The sequence below is a fragment of the Bradyrhizobium tropiciagri genome (assembly GCF_018130545.1).
GTDB classification, from domain to species: Bacteria; Pseudomonadota; Alphaproteobacteria; order Rhizobiales; family Xanthobacteraceae; genus Bradyrhizobium; species Bradyrhizobium tropiciagri_A.
Genome location: NZ_JAFCKF010000012.1, coordinates 92,079 through 111,864, shown reverse-complemented (window position 1 = coordinate 111,864; position 19,786 = coordinate 92,079). Strand labels below are relative to the sequence as shown.

Genomic DNA, 19,786 nt, shown 5'->3' with positions numbered 1-19,786 from the left:
GTACTCGTTCACCACCGCAAACACGGAGTTGCACCATGTCCCGTCTCTCAGTCCCCAATCTCGAAACCGACACCGGCCCGTCGGGCCAGATCTACGCCCAGATCAAGAAGGCGGCAGGCAGTGTCCCGAACGCCTATGCGGCCGTCGCCGCCCACGGCCCGGCCGCGCTCAAGTCGATCCTCGCCGCCGATGCCGTGCTGGCCGGCGGTACCCTGTCCAAGCGCGATCGGGAAATCATCAAGCTCGTGATCAGCGCCGCCGGCGGTTGCGATTACTGTGTCGCCGCGCATTCCCATCTCGCCAGGCTTGCCGGGGTAAAGGCCGACGTATTGAAGCAGATCCGCGATGGCGCGCTCACCGGCGATGCCAAGCAGGACACGCTGATCGGCTTCGTTCGCAAGCTCGCGCAGTCGAGCGGCACCGTCAGCGACGAGGACTTCGCCGCGATCAAGGCCGCCGGCTACAGCGACGCGCAACTGGTCGAGATCAGCCTGGCGTTCGCGACCATCATCTTCACCAACGTCTTCAACCGCATCAACGACACCGACATCGACTTCCCCGCCGTCGCGTGAAGCGAACGGGCGAAGTCACACGAAGGGATCACGACCATGACAACGCTTTCCAGCACCGCGCAAAGTCCGCTTGTCCGCGCACTGAACAGGTCCGGCCTGCTTGCGGAGGATCTCGACTATCACGTCGTCCGCGCCGCGATGGTGATCATGTTCCTGTTCTTCGGGTACCAGAAGTGGTTCCCCTACGAGTTTGAACGGCTGGTGCCGTTCATCAGCAACGGGCCGCTGATCTGGTGGCTGTATCCGGCGTTCGGCCACGCCGGCGCCAGCTACTTCCTCGGCGCGTCGGAGTGGACGTTCGGATCCCTGCTGCTCGCAGGCTTCTGGGACAAGCGGCTGGGCGTGCTCGGCGCGCTTGGCTCGACCGGCACCTTCATCGCAACCATCACCATCATCCCGTTCATGCCCGATGGCTGGGACGTTGCCGCCGGAGGTTTCCCCGCGATGACTGGCAACGTGCCCTTCCTGATGAAGGACGTCGTCCTGCTCGCCGTCTCGCTCTATCTCTTGCGCCAAGACGTGGTTCGCCTGACCAGACAATAGATCTGGGCTGATCGCGATTGATCGCCGGTGGGCCCTCGCGCACACCGGCGATCGCGCGTGCCAAGGGATTGAGCAGGCGCAGCATCCCTCGGACACGCGCATTTGCGGAATGCGTTGGAATTGGCCACCCGCTCCGCGCGATCCGCCGCGCGGCTTCTCGCTCGACGCGGGCGCACCGTTTATTCCCATGCATCAATGGTCCGCAGCCCTTCGGCCATGACCATAGTTCCGCCGCGCGGTCTGGGTTACAAAATGCCGCCGGTGTTGTTCTGGGGTGGGTTGATGAAGAAGGACGACGTCACATGTCCGCGCTGCAGGGCTGGATTCCGACGCCTTGAGCTGGCATCCGGATCAGCAAGCAAAGGCGAGTATCGCTGCCCGGTCTGCGAGACAACGCTCGAGCAGTTCGAGGGCGACAGACTCATTGCCTATCGCCTCACCATCCAGCCCTCCATTCGCGGGTTGAAGACCTGACGAGCCACGGCGTATCGCATGCCGGCTTGGTTCCCGATCACGATCTCCGCTTCAAGACATAGCAATCCATGATCCAGCCGTGCTGCGCACGCGCCTGCCGCCGTGCGGCGACGATGCGAGGGCCGATCTCCGCGAGCTGCCCCGCCATGATGATCTGATCGGGCATGCCGAGATAGGCGCCCCACCAGATCGTCAGGCCCGCAGGATCCAACGTCTGGAAAGCCGCGGCGCCGTCGAGCATCACGACCACGGTGTCAACACCGGGCGGCCAGCCGCCCTCGCGCAGCCGCCGGCCCGTCGTGACCAGGAACGGCTCGCCGATCTCGTTGAGCGGAAGCGCATGCGCCGCACAGAGCGCCTGGATCGAGGTGATGCCCGGGATGGTTTCGATCGATGGCCGTGGATCGAGCCGTTGCGCGATCCGCAGGCTCGAATCGTACAGCGAGGGATCGCCCCAGATCAGCAGCGCGACGCGCCCCTTGCCGCCGAGATAGCGCGCGATTTCCTGCGACCAGGTCGCGGCGACCGCATCGTGCCAATCGTCGACGCCCTTGCGATAGTCCTCCTCGCCGGCGTCGCGCACCGGCAGATCGAATTCGGCCATGCGCGTGCGGTCGTTGCTCAAGGCTTGCGCGCAGATCGTTCGGCGCAATTCGGCGAGATCCGTCTTCGCGGACCCCTTGCGCGGGATCAGGATCAGGTCAGCGGCGTTGATCGTAGCGATCGCAGCGAGGGTGAGCTGCCGCGGATCGCCGCAACCGATGCCGATCAGGGACAGCGTCAACATCGTCGCATCACCTGTCTTCCGGCGCCAGCGCGCCGAACAGGATGATCGCAGCCGACGTGGCCGCACCGGCATGCGTGAGCTGTTCGGCCAGCTCCGCAATCGTGCTGCGAACCAGCCGTTCGTCGGCATGGCCGAGCGACTCCGCCAATAGCGCGGGCGTATCCGGGGAGAGTCCGTGCGCGATCAGCTGTGCGGCCAGCGCCGGGAAGGTGCGCCGCCCCATATAGACGACGGTGGTCGCTTCCGGGTCGGCGAGCGCCGCCCAATTCAGGTCCGCCGGCAACCCGCCGGTGACATCGGCGCCGGTGACGAACTGCACCCGGCGCGAGGTCAGCCGTCGCGTCAGCGGAATGCCGGCCTGTGCGGCAGCAACCGAGGCCGAGGTCACGCCGGGAATGATCTCGTAGCCGATGCCGGCCGCGCGCAACGCCTCGATCTCCTCCTCGAGACGACCAAAAATGCCGGCATCGCCGGATTTCAGCCGCACCACCCGGACGCCGGTCGCCGCATAGTCGACCAGCAGACGGCTGACATGATGCTGCCGTGCCGACAACCGCCCGGCGCGCTTGCCGACCGCGACGAGATTGGCGCCGGCGCGCACGAGATCGAGGATCGCCCCGGAGGCGAGGTCGTCATAGAGCACCACGTCGGCCTCGCGCAGCCGCGCGGCTCCCTTCATGGTCAGGAGCTCGGGATCGCCGGGTCCGGCCGAGACGAAGGAGACTGTTCCGCTCATCGGTCCTCCGCAATCAGATGGAAAAACGTCCCCGTCGCGTTGCCGCGCCGCGATCCGGTCTCCGCAACGATCGCGCCGGTCGCGTCGCGCACCACCGCGAGCGGCATGTCCGGCTGCGCGATGATCGTCGAGTAATGAAACTCGTGGCCGCGCAGGCGCGCGCCGGCGCCATGCCCGGGCATCCCGGCGGCAAGCTCGGCGAGCCGGTAGCCCAGATGCATCCGCCGCTTGGCGTAACTGGTCTCGAGGCCGAGCACCCCCGCCATCTCGTGGCGCGCGCCTTCGGCATCAGTCAACGCTGCACCCAGCACCATGTAGCCGCCGCATTCGCCATGCACCGGCTTGGTCTCGGCGAAGGAGCGCAAGCCACCGAGGAACCGCCTGTTGCCGGCAAGCCGGCCGGCGTGCAGTTCAGGATAGCCGCCTGGCAGCCAGCACACGTCAGCGTTCGCGTCGGGGCCTTCGTCGGCAAGCGGCGAGAACGTCACAATCTCAGCGCCAGCCGCGTGCCAGGCTTCCAGCATGTGCGGGTAGACGAAAGAGAACGCAGCATCGCGCGCCAGCGCAATGCGCTGGCCGGGCGGCGTGATGTTCAGGCTGCGCGCAGATTGCGACGCCCCCGCACGCGCCGATTGCAGCACGGCGTCGAGATCGACGTGCTCGGCGATAAAGCGCGCGGCTTCGTCGATCAGGTCGTCAATCTGAGCCTGCTCTTCGGCCTGCACCAGGCCGAGATGCCGCTTCGGCAGAGCGATCTCGGCATGCCGGGGCAGCGCACCCAGCACCGGTATGCCCGCGCCTTCCATGGCACTGCGCACCAGCGCTTCGTGGCGCGCACTGGCGACGCGGTTGAGAACGACGCCCGCCAGCCGAACGCCCTTGCGGAAATCGCGCAATCCCGCCGCGACCGCAGCCGCCGTCTGCGCCTGGCCGGACGGATCGATCACCAGCAGCACCGGCCATCCCATCATCTCGGCAATGTCGGCGGTGGCGCCGGTGCCGGAGACACCACGCGCCGCGACGCCGTCGAACAATCCCATCGAGCCTTCGGCCAGCACGAGATCGGCGTCGGCACCGCGGCTTGCCAGATGCGCGATCGCATCTGATGCCATCGCCCAGCTATCGATGTTGACGGATGCGCGCCCGGTCGCCACCGCATGAAAAGCGGGATCGATGTAATCCGGCCCGCTCTTGAGGCATTGCACCTTCAGGCCGCGATTGCGATAGGCGCGCGCCAGCGCCAGGGTCAGCGTCGTCTTGCCAACGCCGGATGCCGGTGCGGAGATTACCAGCCCCACGGTCATTGCGATGATCCCGGAAAGCGCGGCGTCTCTCCTACCGGCCGATAGCGGCGGTCATAGTCAGCCGCATAGAGCCGACTTTCGGCGAATTCGCCAGCGCCGAGCGTCTTGCCGACCAGGATCAGCGCGGTGCGTTCGAGCTCAGGTCCGACAGCCGCATCGAGTGTCCCAAGCGTGGCACGCACGATACGTTGATCCGGCCAGCTCGCGCGCCAGACGATCGCCACCGGGCAGTCCGCCCCGTAATGCGGCGTCAGCTCGGCAATGACCTTGTCGAGCAGATGAATCGAGAGATGGATCGCCAGCACCGCGCCGGTCGCGGCGAAGGCCGCGAGCGTCTCGCCATCAGGCATCGCGCTCGCCCGGCCCGGCGTGCGCGTCAGCACCACCGATTGCGCAAGGCCCGGCAGCGTGAGCTCCGACTCCAAGGCCGCCGCGGCCGCCGAGAACGCCGGCACGCCCGGCGTCACAGAATACGGAATATTCAACGCGCGCAGCCGACGCAGCTGTTCCCCCATCGCCGACCAGATCGAGAGATCGCCCGAATGCAGCCGCGCGACGTCCTTTCCCTCGGCATGCGCCGCCGCAATCTCGGCGATGATCTCGTCGAGCGAGAGCGGCGCCGTGTTGACGATGCGCGCATCGCGTGGGCAATGCGCCAGAACACCTGCGGGCACCAGCGATCCAGCATAGAGGCAGACCGGGCAAGAAGCGATGAGATCGCGCCCGCGCAAGGTCAGCAGATCGGCAGCGCCCGGCCCTGCGCCGATGAAATGCACCGTCATTCGCCATCTCCTTCCGCGATCGCGGCAGTGGCCATCCGATCTTTCGAAGCGGCCCTGACCGAGATCAGGCGCGCATCACGCCCGGCGGCCACGAGCGCTGCGGCTTCGGCGACCGAGCCCGCTCCGAACCTCGCCTTGATGAATTCGGATTGCGTTGTGGTTTCTATCTCAGCCAACATCGCCGCGGAAACCCCGCGGATCGGCAACCCCAATTCCTGTGCCAGCGCTTTCAACGCAGCCGCATCGGCCTTGTCACTCACTGTGGCAACCGCCGCAAGGCCTTCGGCACCGCCGGCGGCATTGAGTGCTTCGCGCAACGACGCGACGCTGGCACTGCTCCTGAATCCCAGGCCCGCGACCTTCATCGGATAGCGCTCCATTGCACGATCGGCCGCGCCGCTTTCCAGGAGCGATACCGGCCCAACGGCTCGGCCTGCGCGATCTCGACCCGCATCAGTTCGCCGCCATGGCGTTGATGCAGATCGGAGAGCAACGCCTCGGTTTCCAATGTCACGGCATGCGCAACGAGGCGCGTTCCCGCCGCGATGCGCGGCCAGATCGCATCGAACATCGCAGCATCGAGGCCGCCACCGATGAACACGGCATCCGGCGTCGCAAGGTCTGACAGAATGCCTGGCGCCTCGCCTTCGATCACCGTGATCCGATGCGCCAGACCGAAGCTCGCCGCGTTGCTGCGGATATTGGCGGCGCGTTCGCCACGAGCCTCGACCGTGATCGCCGTCCCGCCGCAAAGCGCCCACTCGATCGAGATCGAGCCTGAGCCGGCGCCGACATCCCACAATCTCTCGCCGGGTCGCGGCGCAAGCGCCGACAGCGCAAGCGCGCGCACCGGCCGTTTAGTCAGCTGTCCGTCGTGAACAAAGAGCGCATCGGGAAGACCCGAGCTGCGTGCGATCCCCTGGCCTCCCCTCGCCTCCAGCGCAACCGTGACCAGGCCATCGCCCGTATCGCCTGCAAAACTGTCGGCGCGATGCCGGGTGATGGATTCGCGTGGTCCTCCGAGTGCGGACAGCATCGACATCGCCGACGGCCCCCAGCCGTGTTCGGTGAGCCAGCACGCGAGATCGAGGACCGCCTTGCCGTCGCGCACCAGGCAGATGATCCGTACATCCCGCGCCAGATGCGGCAACAGCCGTTCGAACGGCGCGGCATGAAGTCCGAGACAGACGACGTTTTCCAGCCGCCAGCCCAAGCGCGCTGCTGCCAGCGAGAACGTCGACGGCGCAGAATGCGCGATCCATTCGCCGGGCTGCAATTTCTCGACAAGGCTTCCGCCGACGCCATGCCAGAATGGATCGCCCGAGGCGAGCACGACCGTTGGACGGTCGCGACATTCAAGGACGATGTCCGCATCGAACGGCACCGGCCAGGCGCGGCCGCGGTCGGTGACACCGGCCAGCGCGAGGTGCCTTTCGCCGCCGAAAACCACCTCTGCTTCACCAAGCGCCTTTCGACTTGCATCAGAGAGCCCGGCAAGGCCATCTTCGCCGATACCGATGATAGTCAACCAGGGATTACTCATGATACGCGCCCTGATCCTGGGCGGAACGGCCGACGCGAACATGCTCGCCGCCCAAATCGCGCGCGCGGGCATCGCCGCGGTGTATTCCTATGGCGGCCGCACCGCTGCCCCTGCCGAACAGCCCCTGCCGACGCGGATCGGCGGCTTCGGCGGCGTCAGCGGTCTTGCCGACTACCTGCGCAGTGAAGGCATCACGCATGTGATCGACGCAACGCATCCGTTCGCTGCCGAAATGAGCCGCAATGCGATCGCTGCCTGCACGCAAACCGCAACGCCATTGCTCGCGCTCGAACGCGCGCCATGGGGCAAGACCTCCGGCGATCGCTGGATCGAGGTCGCGGATGTCGTCTCCGCTGTCGCGGCCTTGCCAGACAGCCGCGCCAACGTGTTCCTCGCGATCGGTCGTCAGCACATCGCGCCGTTCGGCGCCCGGCCGCAGCACGCCTATACGCTTCGGTTCGTCGACCCGCCCGGGGAAACGCTGCCGTTGCCCGGCGCCGACGTCATTGTCTCGCGCGGCCCGTTCACGTTCGAGAGCGAACTCGAGATGATGCGCACGCGTGCCATCGAATGGATCGTCGCCCGGAATTCCGGCGGCACCGGCGCGCGTGCCAAAATCGACGCCGCCCGCGCGCTCGGCCTTCCCGTCGTCATGATCACACGGCCGCATCTGCCCGACCGGCCACGGGTGGAAAGCGTGAGCGATGTGATGGAATGGCTCGGTCACCGGACCTGCCTCGGCGCATAGACCCAACGGCCGACCCGCCGCGTCGCCGAATTGCCGACGATTACGAGCGTCCGCATATCGGCCATCTCCGGCCGGGCGTCGCGCAGTTCGACCGTCTCGATCCGTTGCTCCTGCGTACTGACGGCGCGAGCGAAAATCACGATGCGCTCGCCGCAGCCTGCCTCCTTCAGGATCTCCAGCGTCCGCGCAAAGCCGTCGGGACGGCTGGCCGAACGCGGATTGTACATCGCGATGGCAAAGTCGGCTTCGGCGGCGAGCCGCAGACGCTTCTCGATCAACGGCCATGGCTTGAGATTGTCGGAGAGATTGATCGCACAGAAATCATGGCCGAGCGGCGCGCCTGCGCTCGCCGCCGCCGCCAGCATCGCGGTCACGCCAGGGAGAACGCGGATAGAGAGGTCGTGCCACTGCGGCGCGTCCTCCAAAGCTTCGAACACGGCGGATGCCATCGCGAACACCCCGGGATCACCGGAGGACACCACCACGACGTGGCGCCCCCCGGACGCCAGCTGCAGCGCCTCTCCGGCGCGCTGCAGCTCGACGCGATTGTCCGAGGGATGCAGCGTGAGCCCGTCGCGCGGCGGCACGCGCGTGACATAGGGCGCATAGCCGACGATGTCGGTCGCCGCCGCAAGCGCAGCGGTGACTTCCGGCGTGATCAGCGCTTCGTCGCCGGGTCCCAGTCCCGCGATGGTCAGCGTGCCGGTCATGGCGCCGGCTCCCTGCGCTGCCCTTGCCCGTGCACCAGCACGATCGCAAAATACGGAGCGTCGGCCTCGCCGATCTCAGCGAGCCGCGCGACGCGCTGATCCGGCATGGTGCCGCGCTCGACCAGCCATGCATCGTTGAGACGGCCCGCGGAGGCAAGCGCGCGGCGGATCTTCGGAAGATTGCGACCGGTTTTCATCACGACCAGCGCGTCGGAGCTCCGCATCCGCTGCGCCAGCTCGGTCTCCGGAAGTGTGCCCATCAGGACGGTGGTCACATCGTCGGCAAGGGCGATCGGCTGGCCGACCGCATTCCAGCAACCGACCATGCCGGGAATGCCGGCGATCACCTCGATCTCGATACGTCCCTGCAGGCGGGCATGCAGATGCATGAACGAGCCGTAGAAATAGGGATCGCCTTCGCAAAGCACGACGACGTCGATCTCGCGCGCGAGCCGCGCCAGCCGTTCGGCCCATGCGTCATAGAAATCGGAGAGCAACCGCGTGTAGTCCGGGCTGTCGAACGCGATCTCCGTGGTGACGGGATATTCCATCGGATATTCGTTGACGTCGGCAACGAGCAGGCCTTCGACGATCCGCCGCGCCTGTCCCAACTGCCCCTTCTTGCGGAAGAAGGCGACGTGCTTCGCCGCACGCACCATGCGGTCGGCACGCACGCTCATCAGGTCGGGATCGCCTGGGCCAAGCCCGCAGCAGATGATGCGTCCCATCGCTATTCGCTCCGGCTCGCCAGCGCATTGACCGCGGCCACCGTGATCGCCGACCCGCCGAGCCGTCCCTCGACCGTCAGCGCCGGCACCGGCGGCTCAGCCATCAATGCCGCCTTGGATTCGGCCGCGCCGACAAAACCGACCGGGCAGCCGATGATTGCCGCCGGCCGTGGGCAGCGGGCATCCTCCAGCATGTTGAGCAGATGGAACAGTGCCGTCGGCGCGTTGCCGATCGCGACGATGGCACCGTCGAGATGCGGCCGCCACAGTTCGAGCGCGGCCGCCGAGCGCGTGTTGCGCATCGACTGCGCGAGCGCGGGAATCCTGACATCACCGAGGGTGCAGATCACGGCATTGTCTGCGGGCAGCCGCGCGCGCGTAATCCCTTCCGACACCATGCGCGCGTCGCAAAGGATCGGCGCGCCGTTCTGCAACGCGGCGCGTGCGCGCGCGGCCATGCCGGACGTAAAGCGGACATGCGCTTCCAGACCCACCATGCCCGCGGCATGGATCATGCGCACCACAACCGGCTCTTCGTCCGGCGTGAAGCGCGCCAGGTCGGCCTCGGACCGGATCGTGGCAAAGGACTGGCGATAGATCGCCGCGCCGTCGGTCTCATAGACGTGCGGCATCAATGGCCTCCCATCAGCACGGAGGGATTTGCGATGAGGTACGAATGGGTCAGGCCTCGCATGGCCGGCACATCCCGCGTCGTGCCGCGGCGAATCAGATCGAAGCCTTCGCGTGACGCAACGAAGGTGACATCGGCAGAGCCGGAATGGGCACAGCCCTTGGCGCAGCCGGAGACGTGAAGTCGGGCATCGGGTGGAACATACCGCGCGAGCGCCGAAGCTAACGCACGCGTATCCGCATGCGCTTCGCGGCAGCGCGGAGCGCCGCTGCATGCGATCACGCGCAGCGCCGGATCATCGGGATCAGTGACGAGGTCCACGTCGTGGGGCATCTCATGCATCCCCTCTGCCAGCAGCATCCGCCATGACGTCAGGCGAAGAGCTTGCGCCCTCGTGGCGAGATGGCCGAGCGTCTGGTGTGGCATTTGGCCGAAGGCAATACCGATCATCGCACCGGTCGGATAGAGACCCGGCGCAGGCTCTGGCGATCCGGCCACGGGCTCGGCATCGCCACGAAGCGAGTCGGGCAACCTCACGCCGCCGGTCAGATGAGCCGCCATCCGACGCTTCTCGCCCTGAGCGCCGCCGGAGGCGACGAACCATTCAGCCAGCGCCAGTGCCACCTGCACGGCCTCGTTCCGTGTCACGGAAAGGCCGAATTGTGCGCCATCGGCGCGCACCAGCAATCCTCCGTTACGATCTCGCTCGATCCGGATATCCGCCGACGCGCCGGAGAGCACGCGCTCCTTCCCATCATCAATTGCAAAGCCGAACTTGGTGGGAAGATCGAGCGAAGCGCCGGCGAGCGCACGCTCAAGCTCGGCCGCAAGCGAGGGCGTATCGTCATCGGTCGTCCAGAACGGCGTCACCAGCAAGTTGCGCTGCGCCTCGGTATCCGAGTCCCGGTCCAGCAAGTCGAGCCCGGCGAGCCCATCGATCAAGGGCGGATAGCTTGCATCGCCGACGCCGCGGATCTGCAGATTGGCGCGGCTGGTCAGGTCGATCAGGCCGTTGCCGTATTGCCCCGCCAGCTCTGCAATCCCGGCCGCCTGCGCTGCGTCCAGCCGTCCCCCGCGCGGGCGAATGCGCAGCACGAGGCCATCGCCTGACTGCATCGGCCGCAGCGCACCGGGACACCAGCCCTTGACCGCGACCGCGCTCATGAGGCCTCCTGCAACGCAACCGCGATCGAATTGCGCCGCGTCTGCCAGAGCGAGGCGTCATGCAATCGGGTGAAGCAGGTCTCGATCGCAGCCAGCGCCGCCGAATTCTCGCGCGCCATGAAAGCACGAACCTCGTCGTTGCCGAGCGTCGCGTCGTAATAGAGATCAAAAAGATGCGGCGGCACCGCGCCGGCGAGATGCGCGAACGCCGCCATGTGTTCCAGCGTCGCGGCGATCTCGGCGGCACCACGGAAGCCATGGCGCATCATGCCGGCGATCCACGCCGGATTGGCGGCGCGCGAGCGCACCACCCGCGAGATCTCTTCGGTCAGTGAACGGGCATGCGGCTGATCCGGCCGCGTCGCATCGAGGTGATAAAGCGACGGGGCTTTTGCGCCAAGCCGCCGGGCCGCGGCCGCAATGCCCGCTTCATGCGCGGCATAGTCCGCCGCCAGCAGCAGATCGGTCTCCGGCAAATCCTGGGTATGAACAAAGCTGTCGGCAGCAGCGAGCCTGGCCTCGATGCCGGCGCGGTCGGGCCGGATCTCACCGTCGGACGCGATGGCCCAGGACGATGCCGACAGCCAGGCCTCGCCGGCCGCGTCGCGCGCTTCCGCTGTGAACACATCCGGGATCGACGCAATGCCGGCGCCGTAGTGACCGGGGCGAGGACCGAACACGCGTGAGCTACGCTGCCGGTACGGATTCTCGTCGCCCTCATCGGTGCGCTCGGACAACGCCTCCGTCGCAGCTTCGAACAACTGGGCCAGACCCGAGAACACGTCGCGGAATAGGCCTGACACGCGCAGCGTCACGTCGATGCGGGGACGGCCGAGCTCCGCCGGCGCAATGATGTCGTAGCCGACCACCCGGCCCGATCCGTGATCCCAGCGCGGCGCGATGCCGGCGAGATGCAAGGCCATCGCGAAATCCTCGCCGGCGGTACGCATCGTCGACGAGCCCCAGAGGTCGACAACGAGTCCTTTCGGCCAGTCGCCGTAGTCCTGCAAGTGACGGCGCAGCAGCTCTTCGGCGAGTTTCACACCCTGCGCATGCGCCGACGGCGTCGGCACCGCGCGCGGATCGACGGCGAACAGATTGCGCCCGGTCGGCAGCACGTCGCTGCGCCCGCGATAGGGCGAACCCGACGGTCCCGGCGCAACACGCCGGCCGGCAAGCGCCTCGCGCAACGCTGCCCGCTCCGCCTCGCCGCACGCGCCTTGCCCGAACACATGCAGGCCGTCGCCGAACTGGCTTTCCTTGAGATCGCAGACGAAGCGATCGATCTGCGGAATGGCCTCAGCCGCCGAGACCGATGCCGCGAGATCCAGATCATCTTCCAATCCGGCGATCCGCGCCTCCTCGCGAATCGCAGCAATCAGCCGCTGCCGCCGCGCCGGATCGAGACCATCGGCGGTGGAATATTCGTCGAGCAAGCGCTCGAGCCCGCGCAAGCCTTCCGGCACTGCGGCCTGCGCCAGCGGCGGCGGCAGATGGCCGATCGTCACCGCGCCGATCCGCCGCTTGGCCTGCGCCGCCTCGCCGGGATCGTTGACGATGAAGGGATAGATGACGGGCAGACCGCCGATCAGCGCCTCCGGCCAGCATGCCGATGACAGCGCAACGGACTTGCCGGGCAGCCATTCCAGCGTGCCATGCGCGCCCATGTGGACCATGGCATCGATGCGTTGCTGTCTGAGCCACAGATAGAACGCGACATAGGCATGGCGCGGCGTGCGCGAGAGATCGTGATAATCGGCATCGCGGTGAGCGGCGTCGCCGCGCTCCGGCTGAACGGCGATGACGGACTTGCCGCACTCGATCGCGGCGAAGTGAAATGCGCCGTCGCGGCAATCGGCATCATCCTCCGGCACGCCCCATGCGCGCGCGAGGTCGTCCTGAAGCTGCTGCGGAAGGCTGGAGATCGCCGCGCGATACTCGGCCACGTCCCAGGCCAGTTTCCGGTGCAAGAGCGCATCGCCTAGCGACGCCGTCGGCTTGATATCAAAGCCCGCGGCCGCAAGATCAGCCAGCAACGCCTCGACGGAGGCAAGCGCATCGAGGCCAACGGCATGCGCGATCTGGTGCGGACGCCCCGGATAGTTCGACAGCACGAGCGCGAGCTGCTTGTCCTGCGCCGGCTTGCTGGCAAGCCGATGCCAAGCCGCCACGCGCGCAACGATCGCTGCGACGCGCTCGGCATCCGGCCGATGCGCCAGATGCGCGAACTGCAGATCGGGATCGCGCTCGCCTGGCGACTTGAAGCTCACGACGCCCGCGAACAGCCGGCCGTCGACCTCCGGCAGCACGACATGCATCGCCAGATCGCCGGGCGAAAGGCCGCGCAGCGACTCCGCCCAATCCTCGCGCCGCGCCGTCGACAGCGCGACCTGGAATACAGGGCACGATGCCGCGTCGAACGGCGTGGTGCCGTCGTCACCCGCCGCGGAGAACGCAGTCATATTAACGATGGCGGCTGGGGCACATTGCCCAAACTGGGCACGCAGCCAATCGGCGACGCCAGCCGCCTTCAGCGACGTGACAAAGACGCCGTGAGCATCGAATCCCTTCACCCGCAACGCATCGATCAGTGCATCGACCGGCGCCGTGTCACCGGCCGCCAGATACGAACGATAGAAGGTCACCAGTACAAGCGGCCGGCCATCCGAAGCCGGCAGTGCCGCGACCGCACCGCGTACGGAATCGTAGGCGCCGATCTCGGGAAGGTCGATCTCACCGACAACTGGTCCGGCATAGAGCCCGGACGCCAGCGCCAGTTGCGCCATCACGGCCTGCGCGGCAACGGGGCCGCCCTTGTCGCACAGCACCTTCAGGCGACGCAGCGCCGAGACCGGCAGGGTCGAAAATTCATCGAGTCGCAAATCGTCGCGGCCATCCGCCGGCAGCACCACCAAGGCGATGCCGCGTTCCTTTGCGAGACGGTGCACCGCGGCCAGCCCGTATGACCAATAGGGTTCGCCCCCGATCAGCCGGATCAGGATGCCGCGGGCGTGCGACAGCGTCCGTTCGATATAGGTGTCGACCGAGAGCGGGTGGCGCAGCTCCGCGAGATTGGCGAGCCGCAGCGACGGCAGCGCGGCGCGGCCGCGTCGCCAGCCGGCCGCAAACGCCGCGAGGTCGCTGTCGGAAAACGACAACACCACGAGATCGGCCGGATCCTGGCCGATGTCCCTTGGTGTCGCGGTCTCCTCAAGGCCGCGGCTCTCGCGGAAAACGACGTGCATCAGACACCAAGCCGCGCCCTGATTGCGGCTTCATCGATATCGCCGTGTTCACCGATCACGACGAGCTTCGACTGCCGCGGCCGCACGCCCCAGGGCATGTCGAACTGATGCCGCACCCGCTCGCCGACAGATTGCACCAGCAACCGCATCGGCTTGCCCTCGACCGCGATGTACCCCTTGGCACGCAGCACGTTCTGCTCTCGCGCCAGTCCCTTGATCGAGGCGACCAATGCATCGATATCGACGATCTCCGGAAGATCGATCACCACGGAATTGAAATCGTCGTGCTCGTGTTCCTCTTCGCCGTCGTGATGCGACGGCCGCGCCGCGAGATCATTCTCCGCCGCCGCCTCGAGGCCGAGAATCACACGGGCATCGATCGCGCCATCGACGATGGGCAGCATCGGCACCTCGCGCGGCATCTCGGCCGCGATCACCTCTTTCGCCGCCTTGATCCCCTCTGCCCCCGCGAGATCGGCCTTGGTCAGCAGCACGATATCGGCACAGGCGATCTGGTCCTCGAACACTTCGGACAGCGGCGTCTCGTGGTCGAGACTGTCGTCCGCCGCGCGTTGCGCGTCCACTGCGTCCACATCAGGCGCAAAGCGGCCGGCGGCAACGGCCTCGGCGTCGGCCAGCGCGATCACGCCGTCGACCGTGATCCGCGAACGAATCTCCGGCCAGTCGAACGCTTTCAAGAGCGGCTTCGGCAGCGCAAGGCCAGAGGTCTCGATCACGATGTGATCGGGCTTCACCGGGCGCGCCAGCAATTGCTCCATCGCCGGGATGAAATCATCGGCGACGGTGCAGCAGATACAGCCATTGGCGAGCTCGACGATGTTCTCGGTCGGGCAATTGGCATCGGCGCAGGATTTCAGGATGTCGCCGTCGACGCCTTCGCTGCCGAATTCATTCACCAGCACCGCGAGCTTCTTGCCATTGGCATTGCGGATCAGATGCTGGATCAGCGTCGTCTTGCCGGATCCGAGAAAGCCGGTCACGACAGTGACCGGAACCTTGGCGAGCGTGGTCATTCAGCGGCCTCCGGCGCGACGGGAAGTGGTGGAATGCGCGCAAGCGATTGCTTGCGGAAGATTTCAGGACGGCTGCGCCACGGCACGATGCCGTCGGGTGCCGACGCATAGGCGGCCGCTCCGGCGATCACATCCCTGGCATTGGCTTCGGAGAGGCGGCCATAGACATAGGACCACCGCCCCGGCGCGCTGAGTGCGACCGAGCAACCCTGGCTACAGGCCGACAGGCACTCGACCGGAACCAGATTGACGTCATCGGGCACACCGGCTTCGACAAGCGCGGCATGCAGGCGTGCGCCCGGCGCGGTCTCGCCTTCGGCCAGCGTCTGGCCGGCGCGGCAAGTGATGCAGACATGAAGTGTAACGCTCATCGCCCTTCCTGGATTGACTGCGGGAAGCGATGAGGCACACGAACCTGAAGTGGACAGGCTCGTTCCCCGTCGCGGAACACCCCGTCCGCCGGTCTCAACTTTGCTGCGTTGGCAGGTCTCCCGGCTTGCGGAGCAGGATTTCTCCCTTCGATCCCCGCCTTCCCGATCCCCTTGGGGAATCAGTGGCTTTGGGCATCTCTCCGGTCACGGTCGCGGGGGCGGCTGCTTTTCAGGCCCGAGTTGAGCCCTATCGCATTCCCTCTTCGCCTGTCATAGGACAGGAACCAACGCGGGCCCACCATTCGTCCGCGGCTCGAACTTGTCAAGCCGAAGGAACGTCATGACGTCTGAAGGAAACGGGGCCAAAGACGAGGTCGCCAGCAGCGAGGTTTCGCTGGATGCGCGTCACGCGGACAAGATGGCGAAAAAGAAGGCTGCCCGCGACAAGATCATGGCGACCAAGAGCGGCGAAAAGGGCCTGATCATCGTTCATACCGGCGCCGGCAAGGGAAAATCCTCCTCCGCCTTCGGCATGATCGTTCGCTGCGTGGCGCACGGCTTTCCCTGCGCCGTGGTGCAGTTCATCAAGGGCGCCTGGGATACCGGCGAGCGCCGCCTGCTCACCGGGCATTTCGGCGATCTGTGTCAATTCCACGCGATGGGCGAAGGTTTTACCTGGGAGACGCAGGATCGCGCCCGCGACATCGCGGCAGCTCAAGCCGGCTGGGAAAAGGCCAAGCAGCTGATCGCAGATCCGAGCCTGCGCATGGTGGTGCTCGACGAGATCAACATCGCGCTGCGTTACGATTATCTTGATATCGCCGATGTCGTCGACTTCCTGACCACGTCGAAGCCGCCGATGACGCATGTCGTGCTCACCGGGCGCAACGCCAAGGACGAGTTGATCGAGATCGCCGATCTCGTCACCGAGATGACGCTGGTGAAGCATCCGTTCCGCTCCGGCATCAAGGCGCAGCCGGGCGTCGAATTCTGACAGGCAGCACCATGGCGCGCGCGTTGATGATCCAGGGAGCCGGCTCGGACGTGGGCAAGTCGCTCATCGTCGCCGGCCTCGCACGCGCCGCCACGCGACGCGGCCTCCGCGTGCTGCCGTTCAAGCCGCAGAACATGTCGAACAACGCCGCGGTGACCGTCGACGGCGGCGAGATCGGACGCGCGCAGGCACTGCAAGCGCTCGCCGCCGGCGTCGAGCCGCACACCGATATGAACCCGGTGCTGCTGAAGCCCGAGACCGATGTCGGCGCCCAGGTCATCGTACACGGCAAGCGGATCGCGACCGCACGCGCACGGGAATATGCCGGCATGAAGCCTTCGTTGATGGGCGCAGTGCTCGAGAGTTTTGGACGGCTGAAGGCGCGCGCCGATCTGGTGCTGGTCGAAGGCGCCGGCAGCCCGGCCGAGGTCAATCTACGCAAGTCCGATATCGCCAATATGGGCTTCGCGCGCAAAGCCGACGTCCCCGTGGTTCTGGTCGGCGACATCGACCGCGGCGGCGTGATCGCTCAGCTCGTCGGCATCAAGACGGTGATCGATCCCGATGATGCCGCGATGATCCAGGGCTTTGTCATCAACAAATTCCGCGGCGATCCCTCGCTGTTCGACGACGGCTACCGCATGATCGAAGAGCGAACCGCCTGGCGCGGCTTTGGCGTGCTGCCGTGGTTTGCCCGCGCCGGCGAGCTTCCGGCCGAAGACGCGCTCGGGCTCGGCGAGGCGCGCAGGCCCGGCCAATGCAAGATCGCCTTCCTGGCGCTGTCGCGGATCGCCAATTTCGATGATCTCGATCCGCTCAAGCTCGAACCCGGCGTCGATCTCGTGATGGTGCGGCCGGGCGAAGCCATCCCCGGCGATGCGAGGCTCGTCATCCTGCCCGGCTCGAAATCGACCCGCGGCGACCTCGCCTTCCTGCGCGCGCAAGGCTGGGACATCGATCTGCTGGCGCATCATCGCCGCGGCGGCCATGTGCTGGGTCTGTGCGGCGGCTATCAGATGCTTGGGCAGACCGTCGCCGATCCTGATGGGATCGAGGGACCCGCCGGCGAAACGCGCGGGCTTGGACTGCTCGATGTCACGACCACCATGACCGAACAGAAGACGCTGACCCGCGTCAGCGCGGTACATGCTGCGACCCGCCAGCCGATCAGCGCCTACGAGATCCATATCGGGCGCACCGATGGGGCGGATCGCGCACGGCCTTTTTCATTGCTTGACGGCGTGGCTGAAGGCGCTGTTTCTGCCGATGGGCGGGTTCACGGCAGCTATCTACACGGCCTGTTCACCTCGGACGATTTCCGCAGGGCATTCCTTGCGCAGCTCGACATCGCCGCGGCGGATCAGCTTTACGGCGCCAGGGTCGAGAGCGCGCTCGACGCGTTGGCCGAGCACATCGAGGCCCATCTTGATGTCGAAGGTCTGCTCGCGTTGGCGCGCTAGACGGCCAATGCGGCGGAAAGCCGCGACCACTCGGTCTCGCTGCCCGGCAAGCCCAAGCGCAGCCAGCCCGGCATTTGCTGGAAGACCCGCGACCAGATCTGCGCACGGGCCAGTTTCTCCTGCGCAGCCAGCGCATCGCCGACGTCGTAGAGACGAAACAGCGGCGTGCCGCCGACCAGCGTCCAGCCCTGCACGCTCGCCTCTGTATCGAGCCTGACGCAGTCCTCCGCCAGACGTGCAGCAGTCGCCTTGGCCCAGTCCTGATCGAGCAAAGCCCGCCGTCCGATCGCGATTGCGGCGCCCGAAACCGGCCATGGGCCTACCATCGCGGCAAGCACGGTGATGTCGGCCTCGCCGCCGGCGGCGAAGCCGAGCCGCAGGCCCGCCAGCCCGTAGAATTTGCCGAATGAGCGCAGGATCAGGAGTCCCGGCTGTCCCGCTTCCGACGCGAGCGAGATGCCGGGTACGGCATCGGCGAAACTCTCGTCGATCACGAGCCGGCCGACGCGTGGCAGCAGCGCAAGCAGTTCGCTCCGGTCATGGCGCTGTCCATCGGGATTGTTCGGGTTGACGACGACGGCAATGTCCGCGCCCGCAAGCGCGGAAAGATCGGGTACCTCACTGACGTCCCAACCGGCGGCCGACAATACCCCGGCATATTCATTATAAGTCGGCGCCAGGATGCGCGCTCGCCCGCGCGGCGCCAGACGCGGCAGCAACTGAATGGCGGCCTGCGCACCGCCGATCGCCACGATCGGCGCCTCGGTGCCATAGGCCTGACGCGCGGCGGCGTGCAGCGTTTCGATCTCGGATCGCGACGGCAGCGCGCTCCATTGCCGCGGCTCGACATCGACCAGAGGATAAGGCACCCGGTTGATCCCGGTCGAGAGATCAATCCAGTCTTCCGCAGCCCCGCCGAAGCGCTGCCGGGCGACGTCAAGATTTCCGCCGTGCTCTCGCATGCGCCGCTCTTACAGCAATGCGAGGGCGACGAACACCCCGCACAGCAGCATCATCGCGCGGCGATAGAGCTTCAGCCCCGCGAAAATGTCGGTGGCAAGCGGATCACGCGCCCCCTCATTCAGCCAGGGCTCATCCGCGATGTGGCCGTGATAGATCCGGGGACCGCTGAGCCGCACACCGAGCGCGCCGGCCATCGCCGCTTCCGGCCAGCCGGCATTCGGCGAGCGATGCCGATGCGCATCGCGCAGCATACACGCCCACGCCTGCGAACGGTTTGGAGCGAGCAGCACGAACAAGAGCCCACTCAGCCGCGCCGGAACGAGATTGGCGAGATCGTCGATCCGGGCGGCGGCCCAGCCGAAGGCTTCGTGCCGCTCGCTGCGATGCCCGATCATCGAGTCCAGCGTGTTGATCGCCTTGTAGCCGAGAATCCCCGGCAGGCCGAACAGCGCGCCCCAGAACACCGGCGCGACGATGCCGTCGGAGGCATTCTCGGCGAGGCTCTCGATGGTCGCGCGCGCGATGCCGGCGTCGTCAAGCGTCGCCGGATCGCGGCCGACGATCTGCGCGACTGCCAGACGTGCGGCTGCGATGTCGCCGGAGGCAAGCGGATCGGCCACCGCGGCGACGTGGTCATCCAGCGAGCGCAGCGCCACCAGCGGCCCCGCCAGGACACCGACAAGGACGACGTGAACCCATCCAGATGGGAGCAAAGACTGCACAGCCCAACCGATCGCCGCCGTCATCGCGATCACGAGGATGGCGGCCGCAACACCGGCCACGCGGCGAAGCGCTGGCGCATCAGCGTCCCGGTTCCAGGCACAGTCAAGGGAATGGATCAGCCGGCCGAGCCAGGTCACGGGATGCCCGATACGGGCAAACAACGCGGACGGCCAGCCAATCAAGGCGTCCACGGCCATCGCCACCGCCATCGCTCCCGCAAATCCCACTTCAACCGCTCCTTACCGCGATCCCCCTGATGCGCAAGACGCGGACC

At 66.7% G+C, this 19,786-nt stretch carries 21 protein-coding genes and 1 riboswitch; of the genes, 6 read left to right on the top strand and 15 right to left on the bottom strand.

Annotated elements, in window-relative coordinates:
* Window positions 1-35: 35 nt before the first annotated feature.
* From JQ616_RS36685 to JQ616_RS36675, 3 genes are all read left to right on the top strand, one after another.
* Window positions 36-572, top strand: coding sequence for a carboxymuconolactone decarboxylase family protein (locus tag JQ616_RS36685; protein ID WP_212023045.1), 537 nt, complete (start codon window positions 36-38; stop codon window positions 570-572).
* A gap of 36 nt (window positions 573-608) precedes the next feature.
* Entirely contained in the window at window positions 609-1,115 is a 507-nt protein-coding gene (locus JQ616_RS36680; RefSeq protein ID WP_212023044.1) for a YkgB family protein, read from the top strand.
* A 282-nt stretch (window positions 1,116-1,397) separates the two neighbouring features.
* Window positions 1,398-1,589: a hypothetical protein gene (locus tag JQ616_RS36675; protein WP_212023043.1), complete on the top strand. Its 192-nt coding sequence runs from the start codon at window positions 1,398-1,400 to the stop codon at window positions 1,587-1,589.
* Between the two features lie 37 nt (window positions 1,590-1,626).
* Here the strand turns inward: JQ616_RS36675 and cobF are convergent, their stop codons facing one another.
* The 6 genes from cobF to cbiE are packed head-to-tail and all read right to left on the bottom strand — an operon-like array spanning window position 1,627 to window position 6,741.
* Window positions 1,627-2,376, bottom strand: coding sequence for a precorrin-6A synthase (deacetylating) (gene cobF, locus JQ616_RS36670; RefSeq protein WP_212023042.1), 750 nt, complete (start codon window positions 2,374-2,376; stop codon window positions 1,627-1,629).
* Between the two features lie 7 nt (window positions 2,377-2,383).
* Window positions 2,384-3,112: a uroporphyrinogen-III C-methyltransferase gene (gene cobA / locus JQ616_RS36665; RefSeq protein WP_212023041.1), complete on the bottom strand. Its 729-nt coding sequence runs from the start codon at window positions 3,110-3,112 to the stop codon at window positions 2,384-2,386.
* On the bottom strand, window positions 3,109-4,416 hold the full coding sequence (locus JQ616_RS36660) for a cobyrinate a,c-diamide synthase (protein ID WP_212023040.1): 1,308 nt from the start codon (window positions 4,414-4,416) through the stop codon (window positions 3,109-3,111). The genes cobA and JQ616_RS36660 overlap by 4 nt, the downstream gene beginning before the upstream one ends.
* Entirely contained in the window at window positions 4,413-5,198 is a 786-nt protein-coding gene (cobM, locus tag JQ616_RS36655) for a precorrin-4 C(11)-methyltransferase (protein WP_212023039.1), read from the bottom strand. The genes JQ616_RS36660 and cobM overlap by 4 nt, the downstream gene beginning before the upstream one ends.
* Window positions 5,195-5,563, bottom strand: a complete 369-nt coding sequence (locus JQ616_RS36650) for a cobalamin biosynthesis protein (RefSeq protein ID WP_212023129.1) — start codon at window positions 5,561-5,563, stop codon at window positions 5,195-5,197. Before JQ616_RS36650 ends, cobM begins: the two co-directional genes overlap by 4 nt.
* The gene (cbiE, locus tag JQ616_RS36645; protein WP_212023038.1) at window positions 5,560-6,741 is read right to left on the bottom strand and encodes a precorrin-6y C5,15-methyltransferase (decarboxylating) subunit CbiE; all 1,182 of its coding nucleotides are present in this window, start codon (window positions 6,739-6,741) and stop codon (window positions 5,560-5,562) included. Before cbiE ends, JQ616_RS36650 begins: the two co-directional genes overlap by 4 nt.
* Between cbiE and JQ616_RS36640 the strand changes: the two genes are divergently transcribed.
* Window positions 6,740-7,489, top strand: coding sequence for a cobalt-precorrin-6A reductase (locus JQ616_RS36640; protein WP_212023037.1), 750 nt, complete (start codon window positions 6,740-6,742; stop codon window positions 7,487-7,489). The genes cbiE and JQ616_RS36640 overlap by 2 nt on opposite strands.
* Here JQ616_RS36640 and cobJ read toward each other — a convergent pair.
* The 7 genes from cobJ to JQ616_RS36605 are packed head-to-tail and all read right to left on the bottom strand — an operon-like array spanning window position 7,465 to window position 15,372.
* Window positions 7,465-8,199 (bottom strand): precorrin-3B C(17)-methyltransferase, encoded by a 735-nt coding sequence (gene cobJ / locus JQ616_RS36635; RefSeq protein WP_212023036.1) that lies wholly within the window; start codon window positions 8,197-8,199, stop codon window positions 7,465-7,467. The genes JQ616_RS36640 and cobJ overlap by 25 nt on opposite strands.
* On the bottom strand, window positions 8,196-8,927 hold the full coding sequence (locus tag JQ616_RS36630; protein WP_212023035.1) for a precorrin-2 C(20)-methyltransferase: 732 nt from the start codon (window positions 8,925-8,927) through the stop codon (window positions 8,196-8,198). Before JQ616_RS36630 ends, cobJ begins: the two co-directional genes overlap by 4 nt.
* 2 nt (window positions 8,928-8,929) lie before the next feature.
* Complete coding sequence (locus JQ616_RS36625; protein ID WP_212023034.1) at window positions 8,930-9,559, bottom strand: precorrin-8X methylmutase; 630 nt, start codon at window positions 9,557-9,559, stop codon at window positions 8,930-8,932.
* Entirely contained in the window at window positions 9,559-10,722 is a 1,164-nt protein-coding gene (gene cobG / locus JQ616_RS36620; RefSeq protein ID WP_212023033.1) for a precorrin-3B synthase, read from the bottom strand. The genes JQ616_RS36625 and cobG overlap by 1 nt, the downstream gene beginning before the upstream one ends.
* Complete coding sequence (cobN, locus tag JQ616_RS36615; protein WP_212023032.1) at window positions 10,719-13,967, bottom strand: cobaltochelatase subunit CobN; 3,249 nt, start codon at window positions 13,965-13,967, stop codon at window positions 10,719-10,721. Before cobN ends, cobG begins: the two co-directional genes overlap by 4 nt.
* Window positions 13,967-15,001 carry a cobalamin biosynthesis protein CobW gene (gene cobW / locus JQ616_RS36610; RefSeq protein ID WP_212023031.1) on the bottom strand — a complete coding sequence of 345 codons (1,035 nt, stop codon included), beginning with the start codon at window positions 14,999-15,001 and terminating at the stop codon, window positions 13,967-13,969. The genes cobN and cobW overlap by 1 nt, the downstream gene beginning before the upstream one ends.
* Window positions 14,998-15,372 (bottom strand): DUF1636 family protein, encoded by a 375-nt coding sequence (locus JQ616_RS36605; RefSeq protein WP_212023030.1) that lies wholly within the window; start codon window positions 15,370-15,372, stop codon window positions 14,998-15,000. Before JQ616_RS36605 ends, cobW begins: the two co-directional genes overlap by 4 nt.
* Window positions 15,373-15,465: 93 nt before the next feature.
* Window positions 15,466-15,676: riboswitch (cobalamin riboswitch) on the bottom strand.
* Window positions 15,677-15,712: 36 nt separating this feature from the next.
* On the opposite strand from JQ616_RS36605, the gene cobO reads away from it, so the two are divergent.
* A complete protein-coding gene (cobO, locus tag JQ616_RS36600) occupies window positions 15,713-16,366 on the top strand; it encodes a cob(I)yrinic acid a,c-diamide adenosyltransferase (RefSeq protein ID WP_212023029.1) in 654 nt (217 codons plus the stop codon).
* Between the two features lie 11 nt (window positions 16,367-16,377).
* Complete coding sequence (locus JQ616_RS36595; protein ID WP_212023028.1) at window positions 16,378-17,826, top strand: cobyric acid synthase; 1,449 nt, start codon at window positions 16,378-16,380, stop codon at window positions 17,824-17,826.
* On the opposite strand, the gene cobD is transcribed toward JQ616_RS36595, so the two are convergent.
* Together cobD and cbiB are read right to left on the bottom strand one after the other, a co-directional pair.
* Window positions 17,823-18,788 carry a threonine-phosphate decarboxylase CobD gene (gene cobD / locus JQ616_RS36590; RefSeq protein WP_212023027.1) on the bottom strand — a complete coding sequence of 322 codons (966 nt, stop codon included), beginning with the start codon at window positions 18,786-18,788 and terminating at the stop codon, window positions 17,823-17,825. The genes JQ616_RS36595 and cobD overlap by 4 nt on opposite strands.
* Window positions 18,789-18,797: 9 nt before the next feature.
* Entirely contained in the window at window positions 18,798-19,739 is a 942-nt protein-coding gene (cbiB, locus tag JQ616_RS36585) for an adenosylcobinamide-phosphate synthase CbiB (protein ID WP_349630098.1), read from the bottom strand.
* Between the last annotated feature and the right edge of the window lie 47 nt (window positions 19,740-19,786).